The following is a 7,225-nucleotide window of genomic DNA, read 5'->3' on the forward strand; positions in this document are numbered from 1 at the left end:
GATATGCAAAAACGCGCCGTTGGTACTGCTGGGGGGACCGTGTGGTTGAGTTGGACGCCGCCCAAAATTTCTTCTGAGACGCCCCGCCGGGGTCACCCGGGCGGGGCTTCTCGCATTTCCGGGACCCGCATACCCCCAAGGCGTCTGACGGGACGTAAGGTCGTTTCATGGAGACCACCCGCACGCCGTCCAGCGGCGACCCGATCCGCGTCACGTCCGAGCTCACCTCCGACGACCTGGCGGTGGCGCGTGCCGTGCTGACGGCCGCCGTCGTGGACGACGGCCGGGAGGCGGTGTCGGAGGCCGGCCGGCTGCGGCTCCGGGCGGGGGCGGAGCGGCCGGGCGTCCGGCACTTCCTCCAGCTCGCCGGGGGGCGTCCCGCGGGGTACGGGCAGCTGGAGCTCGCCGCGCAGGAGGGCGGCCGGGCGACCGCGGAGTTCGCCGTCCACCCGGAGCTGCGGGGCCAGGGCCTCGGCGGTCGGCTGGCCGAGGCGGTGCTCGGGGCCGCGACCGGCCAGGACGTGGACTTCTGGGCACACGGCGGGCACCCGGCAGCGGCCCGGCTGGCGGCGCGGCACCGGGCCGAGCTCGTCCGGGAGCTGCGGCAGATGCGCCGGCCCGCGGCCGACGTCCCGGGCGAGCCGGTGCTGCCGGCCGGTGTGGTCCTGCGGACCTTCCGGCCCGGCGAGGACGACCGGGCGTGGCTGGGGCTCAACGCGCTCGCCTTCGCGCACCACCCCGAGCAGGGCTCCTGGACGCAGGCCGACCTCGCGGACCGGATGGCCGAGCCCTGGTTCGACCCGGCCGGCTTCTTCCTCGCGTTCCGCGGCGACGACCTGGTGGGCTTCCACTGGACGAAGGTCCATCCGGACGGCCTCGGCGAGGTCTACGTCGTCGGGGTCGCGCCGACCGAACAGGGCAGCGGCCTGGGCCGGGCGCTGACCTCGGCGGGCCTTCGCCACCTGATTCTGGAGCGGGGCGTTCCGGCGGTACTTCTTTATGTGGACGCTGACAATCCGGCCGCTGTGCGGGTATATGAGCGAGTGGGTTTCACCGTCCACGAGGTGGATCTGATGTATCGCGTCCGGAGGACCGGCGAAGCCGGCTGACAGCGGCCACAGGGGTGACCGTCTCAGCTTTCCTCCTGGCCATGCAGTGTTTACCGTGGATTCAATTGACGCCGCGAAGATCACAGGATGACGCCCGTGGTGCCTCGTCCCCGCTCCGCCCGCAGACCGGCCGGCCAGCAATCGGCCGCCCCCGGCGGGTGGGAACTGGTGTGGCGGGACGAGGGCACCGCGTACGCCACCAGCACGTGCGCCGACGGTACGGCTGCTGACGACCGGAACGACCGCGTCGCGTGCGACCGTGACTTCGCTCTGCAGGAGGAGCTGGCATCGATGAACATCCCTGGCCCCGTCTCCGCCTCGTCCGGTCCGGTCGGCGCCGGGAGCGCGTCCGGGCGATCGGCCTCCGACGGGTCGCGCACGCCGGGCTCCGCCTCCGTACGGCAGGCGCCGGCGCCGCGGTCCTCTGCGGGCGGTAAGGCCTCGGGCCGGGCGGCCGGCGCCAAGGGCGCGGCGAAGGCCGCCCGGACCGCGCCGTCCCCCGCCGTCCCCGAGACCGCCCCGGCCGGGACACCGCTGCCGAGCGTGATCTCCAACGCGCTCGGGCTCCCGCTGAACGACGAGCCGGTCGCCGCCGGAGCCCGGGCGAAGTCCGCCGGTGCCGCGGGCCGCCTGCTGTCGGTGCTGGCGGACGTCGAGTCCGAGTTCGGCGAGCTGCCCGAGGGCCGATTCCTGGACCGCGAGCGCAGCTGGCTGGCGTTCAACGAGCGGGTGCTGGAGCTGGCCGAGGAGTCGGACATCCCCCTGCTGGAGCGGACCAAGTTCCTGGCGATCTTCGCCAGCAACCTGGACGAGTTCTTCATGGTCCGGGTGGCGGGCCTCAAGCGCCGGATCGCGACCGGCGTGGCCACCCGCAGCGCGTCCGGGCTCCAGCCCCGCGAGGTGCTGGACCAGATCTGGCGCCGTTCGCGCGAGCTCATGGCCAGGCACGCGGCGGCCTTCCAGCACGAGGTACTGCCGGACCTCGCCGCCGAGGGGATAGAGCTGGTCCGCTGGCCCGACCTCGCCGAGAAGGAGCAGTCGCGGCTCCACACGCTCTTCCGCCAGCAGATCTTCCCGGTGCTGACGCCGCTGGCCGTCGACCCGGCGCACCCCTTCCCGTACATCTCCGGCCTGAGCCTCAACCTGGCGGTCGTGGTGCGCAACCCGGTCTCCGGGCACAAGCACTTCGCCCGGGTGAAGGTGCCGCAGTCGCTGTCGCGCTTCCTGGAGGCCTCGCCCCAGCGGTACGTGCCGCTGGAGGACGTCATGGGGGCGCACCTGGAGGAGCTCTTCCCGGGCATGGAGGTGCTCGCCCACCACGCCTTCCGGGTCACCCGCAACGAGGACCTGGAGGTCGAGGAGGACGACGCCGAGAACATCCTCAAGGCCCTGGAGAAGGAGCTCATGCGGCGGCGCTTCGGCCCGCCGGTCCGCCTGGAGGTCGAGGAGTCGATCGACCCCTACATCCTGGACCTGCTGGTGCGGGAGCTGAACATCACCGAGGCGGAGGTCTTCCCGCTGCCCGGGCCGCTCGACCTGACCGGCCTGTTCGGCATCGCGGGGCTGGACCGTCCGGAGCTGAAGTACCCGAAGTTCGTGGCGGGCACCGCGCGCGGGCTCACCGACGTGGAGTCCGCCTCGCTGCCGGACATCTTCGCGGCGATGCGGGAGCGGGACGTCCTGCTGCACCACCCGTACGACAGCTTCTCCACCTCGGTGCAGGCGTTCCTGGAGCAGGCCGCCGCCGACCCGCACGTGCTGGCGATCAAGCAGACGCTCTACCGGACCTCCGGCGACTCGCCGATCGTCGACGCGCTGATCGACGCCGCCGAGTCCGGCAAGCAGGTGCTGGTGCTGGTCGAGATCAAGGCGCGCTTCGACGAGCAGGCCAACATCAAGTGGGCCCGCAAGCTGGAGGAGGCCGGCTGCCACGTGGTCTACGGCCTGATCGGGCTGAAGACGCACTGCAAGCTGTCGCTGGTCGTGCGGCAGGAGGGCGAGACGCTCCGACGTTACTCGCACGTCGGCACCGGCAACTACCACCCCAAGACGGCCCGGCTGTACGAGGACCTCGGCCTGCTCACCGCGGACCCGCAGGTCGGCGCCGACCTGTCGGACCTCTTCAACCGGCTGTCCGGGTACTCCCGCCGGGAGTCCTACCGCCGGCTGCTGACCGCACCGCGCGGCCTGCGGGACGGCCTGATCTCGCGGATCCACGGGGAGATCGCGCACCACCGGGCCGGCCGGCCGGCCTTCGTCAAGATCAAGGTCAACTCGATCGTCGACGAGGCCGTCATCGACGCGCTGTACCGGGCCTCGCAGGCCGGTGTGCCGGTGGACGTGTGGGTGCGCGGCATCTGTGCGATCCGCCCCGGCGTCCCCGGGCTGAGCGAGAACATCCGGGTGCGCAGCGTGCTCGGCCGCTTCCTGGAGCACTCGCGGATCTTCGTCTTCGGCAACGGCGGCGAGCCGGAGGTGTGGTTCGGCAGCGCCGACATGATGCACCGCAACCTGGACCGCCGCATCGAGGCGCTGGTCAAGGTCACCGACCCGGCGCACCGCACCGAGCTGTCCGGCCTGATCGACCTCGGCGTCTCGGAGGAGACGGAGTCCTGGCACCTGGGCCCGGACGGCGCCTGGACCCGCCACGCGGTCGATGCCGAGGGCAATCCGCTCCGGCACGTCCAGGACCTGCTGATCGCCTCGCGCCAGCGGCGCCGCTGACCGTCCGCCCGGGCCGTCCGGCCGCGGGGCACCGTGCCCTGGGACGGACCCGGCACCACATGGGGGAGTCCACGCATGACCGATTCGCCGACGACGGCCCCGGCGGCGCCCGCAGCGTCCGCCGGGGAGGTCCTCACCGGCTACCTCACCCGGCAGGCCGGCGCGTTCCTGCGCGCCCTGCCGCAGGCGGTCGGCGAGGCCGGGTCCAGACCGGGCTCGCTCCCGGCGTCGGCGGCGGGTGCGGACGACCTCCTGCGGGCGGTCCGCAGGATCGGCGGCGCCCTGCACACCTTCGGCACCGCGTTCGACGCCGGCTGGGCCGTGGAGGTCCGGACCGAGCTGCGCTGGCTGCTCGACCTGCTGGCCACCGAACCCGGCTACCGCCGCCGGTCGGTCCGGCTGCTGGCCGCCCTGGACTCCCTCGCCGACACCGACGCAGCGCCAGGCATGCTGGCGGGCCACGCGGGTGCGCCGAAGGCCCGGGCACTGCTGGAGCGCCAGCTGACCCTGGCGCGCACCCGGGCGCACTCCGCACTGCTGCAGGAGCTGCGGTCGGCACGGCTGCACGCGCTGGCGGACCGGATGACCCTGCTGGCCGGCGAGGTCCCGCTGCTGGCGGGGTCGGCCCGCCGCTCCCCCGCCGCGCTCCGGGCGGAGGCCGCGGCCGCGTTCGCGGACCTCGGCACGGCGGTCGGCCGGCTGCCGCTGGACCGGACGGCGCAGCCGTACGGCGGGGACGGCCTGCGCCGGCTCGCGCCGGTGCCCGCCGAGCCGGGCGGTCCCGCCGGGCCGCCGTCGGACGCCGACGCGGTGCTGGCCGCGGACGACCGGCCGTGGCACCGGGCCGGGGTGCTGCTGAAGCGGGCCAGGTACGCCCTGGAGGTGACCGGTGCGTCCGCGGACGGGACGGGTGCTCCGACCGGGCTGGACGAGCTCGACGTGATCCTGGCCCGCCACCACGAGGCGGCGGACGCGGCGGCCGCGGCCGCCGCGGCGGCGCGCACCCCGCGGATCACTCCGGCGACCGCGTACGTGCTCGGTGTGGTGCATGCTGATCAGCGACTGGAGGTCGAGGCGGCACGGTACGCGTTCGGCCGCCGGTGGCCGGAGCTCCCGCCTGCCCTCGCCGGGCCGGCGGTGGTACCACCCCCAGCACCACGGACGGAGTGAATGGGCGAGCGCCTGAGCGCAGCGGCGTACGGATCGAACCCCTACGGGCGCGGACCCGGCGGGGTGCGCGGGGCCCGCAAGGGGACGGCCGGCTACGGGCCGACCGTCCTCGCGGCGGGGGCGGTGCTCTGGGTGCCGGGGCCGCCGAAGAAGAAGGGCAGCGGGCGGAAGAAGCCGCGGATCGCCCTCGTCCACCGGCCCAAGTACGACGACTGGAGCCTGCCGAAGGGCAAGCTGGACCCGGGTGAGGGCTGGCGGGCGGCCGCGCTGCGCGAGGTCCTCGAGGAGACCGGGTTCCACTGCGAGCTGGGGGCCGAGCTGCCGACCCAGCACTACCTGGTGCAGGGCCGGCCGAAGGAGGTCCGCTACTGGTCGGCGGTGCCGACCAAAGGCGCCTTCACCCCCAACCGCGAGGTGGACCGGCTGGAATGGCTGCCCCCGCGGAAGGCCAGGGAACGGCTCACCCACGCCCGGGACGGGGTCCTGGTGGACGCCCTGCTGCGACTGCTCGGATATGCCGTCTGACCAGCGGTTGGGTGACCGGCGGAGGGCTCGTGCGCGGTGATCTCACCGCGCCCCCACCGTGACGCAACCGTTACTACCGGCCGCGGTTTCCTGCCATCCGTCCGAGGTTCACCCTTCGTTCATTTGTGACCGCCTGACGCGTCACCTGCCCGGCCTACCTTCGGTGTCACCGGAGGGCCGAACAGGCCCCGGACCACAGCAAACCGCGCCGATCGAGCCATCGACGAGCTCACCAGGGCGCCGGGAATGCCTCAGAAAGGGACACCCTGTGAAGCTCCAGCGGAACGGCCGCTCCAAGGCCCTCGCCATCGGTGCCGTGGCGCTCGTCAGCACGCTGTCGCTCTCGGCCTGCGGCACGGACGACAACACCAGCAGCAGCAACGGCGCCTCCGCCGCCTCCTCGGGTGCGGCCTCCGCCGCCTCGATCGCCTGCGGCAAGGGCGGCCAGCTCCTGGGCGCCGGCTCGACCGCGCAGACCAACGCGGTCGACGTCTGGAAGGCCGCGTACGGCTCCGCCTGCTCCAGCTCGACGATCACCTACGGCGGCGGCGGCTCCGGCGCCGGTGTCCAGCAGTTCAACCAGGGCAAGGTGGCCTTCGCCGGCTCCGACTCCGCCCTGAAGCCGGCCGAGGTCGACGCCTCCAAGGCCGTCTGCAAGACCGGCCAGGGCATCAACCTGCCGATGGTCGGCGGTCTGATCTCGATCGTCTTCCACGTGGACGGCGTCGACAAGCTGGTCCTCGACGGCCCGACCGTGGCGAAGATCTTCGACTCGCAGATCACCAAGTGGAACGACCCGGCCATCGCCACCCTGAACCCGGGTGTGACCCTGCCGGACGCGCCGATCCAGGCCATCCACCGTTCGGACGACTCCGGCACCACCGCCAACCTGACCGGCTACCTGGCCAAGGCCTCGGGCGGCGCCTGGACCTACCCGGCCAGCAAGACCTGGGCGGGCAAGGGCGGCCAGTCCGCCAACGGCTCGGCCGGCGTCTCGGCGCAGGTGAAGCAGGTCCCGAACTCGATCGGCTACGTCGAGCTTTCCTACGCCCAGACCAATAACCTGAAGAGCGCCGCCATCAACACCGGCGCCTCCAAGCCGGTCGAGGCCACCGCCGAGAACGCCGCCACCACCTTCGCCAAGGCGAAGATCGCCGGCACCGGCAGCGACCTGGCCCTGAGCCTCGACTACGCGACCAAGGACGAGGGCGCGTACCCGCTCGTCCTGGTCACCTACGAGATCGTCTGCGACAAGGGCAACAAGGCGGACACCCTCGACACGCTGAAGTCCTTCCTCACCTACACCATCAGCGACTCCGGCCAGCAGGCCATCGGCGCCAAGGGCTACGTCCCGCTGCCGAAGGAGCTCGCCTCCAAGGTCCAGGCCGTCATCCCGACCCTGGCCTGATCCCCGCACCACCGGTGGGGCGGCCCTCAAGGGGGGACGGGCCGCCCCGCCGGAAGCACCACCCAGAACCGCACAGTCCGGGGCACCGCCGCCAGGTGCCGTCCCCCACGGGGGCAGCACCGTCAGACCGGAGTAGACGATCATGACTTCATCACCCCCTGCCGCCTCACGAGGCAGGGCCGGGCGCGCCCCGCGTGACACCCCGCGCGGAGTCAGCAACTTCTAGAAACACACCCCAGGGTCCGCCCACCAGCTGGAGGTCAGAAATGGCGCCAACCCACGCGAGCAA

At 72.9% G+C, this 7,225-nt stretch carries 5 protein-coding genes; all 5 read left to right on the forward strand.

Annotated elements, in window-relative coordinates; all coding sequences use genetic code 11:
- The first annotated feature begins 167 nt into the window (after positions 1-167).
- The 5 genes from mshD (at position 168) to pstS (ending at position 6,936) form a co-directional block, all read left to right on the forward strand.
- Positions 168-1,109, forward strand: a complete 942-nt coding sequence (gene mshD, locus ACFV0G_RS11090; RefSeq protein WP_380545161.1) for a mycothiol synthase — start codon at positions 168-170, stop codon at positions 1,107-1,109.
- 291 nt (positions 1,110-1,400) lie between these two features.
- Positions 1,401-3,833, forward strand: coding sequence for an RNA degradosome polyphosphate kinase (locus tag ACFV0G_RS11095; RefSeq protein WP_380545163.1), 2,433 nt, complete (start codon positions 1,401-1,403; stop codon positions 3,831-3,833).
- Between the two features lie 75 nt (positions 3,834-3,908).
- On the forward strand, positions 3,909-5,003 hold the full coding sequence (locus tag ACFV0G_RS11100; protein WP_380545165.1) for a CHAD domain-containing protein: 1,095 nt from the start codon (positions 3,909-3,911) through the stop codon (positions 5,001-5,003).
- On the forward strand, positions 5,004-5,528 hold the full coding sequence (locus ACFV0G_RS11105) for an NUDIX hydrolase (protein WP_380545167.1): 525 nt from the start codon (positions 5,004-5,006) through the stop codon (positions 5,526-5,528).
- Positions 5,529-5,796: 268 nt separating this feature from the next.
- On the forward strand, positions 5,797-6,936 hold the full coding sequence (gene pstS / locus ACFV0G_RS11110; RefSeq protein WP_380545169.1) for a phosphate ABC transporter substrate-binding protein PstS: 1,140 nt from the start codon (positions 5,797-5,799) through the stop codon (positions 6,934-6,936).
- The last annotated feature ends 289 nt before the right edge of the window (positions 6,937-7,225 follow it).

The sequence above is a fragment of the Kitasatospora sp. NPDC059571 genome (assembly GCF_042735675.1).
Lineage (GTDB): Bacteria > Actinomycetota > Actinomycetes > Streptomycetales > Streptomycetaceae > Kitasatospora.

What these genes read in the sequence shown, in the direction of transcription:
- ACFV0G_RS11100 (WP_380545165.1), top strand. Translation starts at nt 3,909, where the DNA reads ATGACCGATTCGCCGACGACGGCCCCGGCGGCGCCCGCAGCGTCCGCC.
- mshD (WP_380545161.1), top strand. Translation starts at nt 168, where the DNA reads ATGGAGACCACCCGCACGCCGTCCAGCGGCGACCCGATCCGCGTCACG.
- ACFV0G_RS11095 (WP_380545163.1), top strand. Translation starts at nt 1,401, where the DNA reads ATGAACATCCCTGGCCCCGTCTCCGCCTCGTCCGGTCCGGTCGGCGCC.
- ACFV0G_RS11105 (WP_380545167.1), top strand. Translation starts at nt 5,004, where the DNA reads ATGGGCGAGCGCCTGAGCGCAGCGGCGTACGGATCGAACCCCTACGGG.